Source organism: Clostridium sp. AM58-1XD, from assembly GCF_003464085.1.
GTDB lineage: Bacteria > Bacillota > Clostridia > Lachnospirales > Lachnospiraceae > Lachnoclostridium_A.
Window position 1 is genome coordinate 1 of the sequence record NZ_QSDR01000078.1, and the last position, 1,225, is coordinate 1,225.

Annotated in this window: 2 protein-coding genes and 1 pseudogene; 1 reads left to right on the top strand and 2 read right to left on the bottom strand. The window is 33.5% G+C overall.

Going from position 1 to position 1,225, the window contains the following annotated elements:
- Window positions 1-186: pseudogene (locus DXA13_RS20615) on the top strand (transposase); the annotation flags it as partial.
- Between the two features lie 157 nt (window positions 187-343).
- Here DXA13_RS20615 and DXA13_RS20620 read toward each other — a convergent pair.
- Together DXA13_RS20620 and DXA13_RS20625 are read right to left on the bottom strand one after the other, a co-directional pair.
- On the bottom strand, window positions 344-808 hold the full coding sequence (locus DXA13_RS20620) for an HAD hydrolase family protein (protein ID WP_243009259.1): 465 nt from the start codon (window positions 806-808) through the stop codon (window positions 344-346).
- A gap of 8 nt (window positions 809-816) precedes the next feature.
- On the bottom strand, window positions 817-1,146 hold the full coding sequence (locus DXA13_RS20625) for a hypothetical protein (RefSeq protein ID WP_118246851.1): 330 nt from the start codon (window positions 1,144-1,146) through the stop codon (window positions 817-819).
- Window positions 1,147-1,225: the final 79 nt, after the last annotated feature.

Consider the following 1,225-nt stretch of genomic DNA (forward strand, 5'->3'; position numbering starts at 1 on the left):
ATTGTATGCGCAGAGAAAAGAGACCATCGAAAGACTCTTTGGAACAGCTAAGGAGAATCATGGTTTTCGATATACACAGATGTATGGGAAAGCACGGATGGAAATGAGGCCGGGTTGACTTTTGCGTGCATGAATCTGAAGAAGCTGGCCAGAATGCAGCAAAGATATAAGCTGTGTGAGGCATAAGAACCCGGTAACGCTTGTTTGTGTGCAAAAAATGATATGAATTATGTAGAAAACAGTGCCAGGACGAATGTCCTGACACCGCTTTGTCTACAGTCTGAAGCAATTTACAATTGCTTAAATTAATATCTGAATTTTAATATACATCTTGTTCTCTAAGTTAATTATTAAACACCCACTCAATAATTTCCCGCACAGCCCCATCCCCTCCATTCATCCTACTAATAAAATCACATTTATTCTTAACAGAATTGGAGGCATTAGCTGGACAAGCACATAAACCGCATTTTTCCATAATCTCTAAATCATTATCGTCATCACCTACATACAAAATTTGAAATTGTTCAATATTCTCTGCTTTTATAAAAGAGTCTAAAGCTGCGATTTTATTTCCAGCATTTTGGTAAACGTATTTGATTCCCAGTTCCTTTGCTCTTTTTACTACAACTTTTGACTGCCTTCCTGTAATAATCACTGGGATAATACCTACCTCTATTAACTTCTTTATTCCCAGGCCATCTTTAACATTAAATGCCTTCCATTCATCCCCTTGATCCGATAAATATATTTTTCCATCCGTCAATGTACCATCGACATCCATTAATACTGCTTTTATTTCTTTCACTGTATATTTCACTCCTTAGACAATGCCTGTTCGAAAAAAGAAGATGTAATAAATTCTACAGGAATATCATATTCTCTGTTCTCTAAGTAGTCAGAAAAAATATTTAGAACTTCTGAATTCGATTTTTTCACATTACAATGTTTATTTTCAAGAAAATCTGTTGCATAATTATTTTTGTTTTCACTAAAGCCGTCAAAACCAGCTAAATATATTTTTTTAGCTTCTAGTTTATCCAGCAAACGTAGTAACATAATCGTTGAATTGTCAGCTTTTTTATGTCCGTATTTTATTAAGTCTCTATATTCTACAATATAGCTTCCCTGTTGAGCTGTTTTCATAATGTTAGATGTTAATATTGTTTATATTAGATGTTAATATTGTTTATATTGAAATATTCTTTCATCTGCTTTCCAATAT

Excerpts from the sequence above, each read along its gene's own strand:
- DXA13_RS20625 (WP_118246851.1), bottom strand. The coding sequence starts at position 1,146 with ATGAAAACAGCTCAACAGGGAAGCTATATTGTAGAATATAGAGACTTA.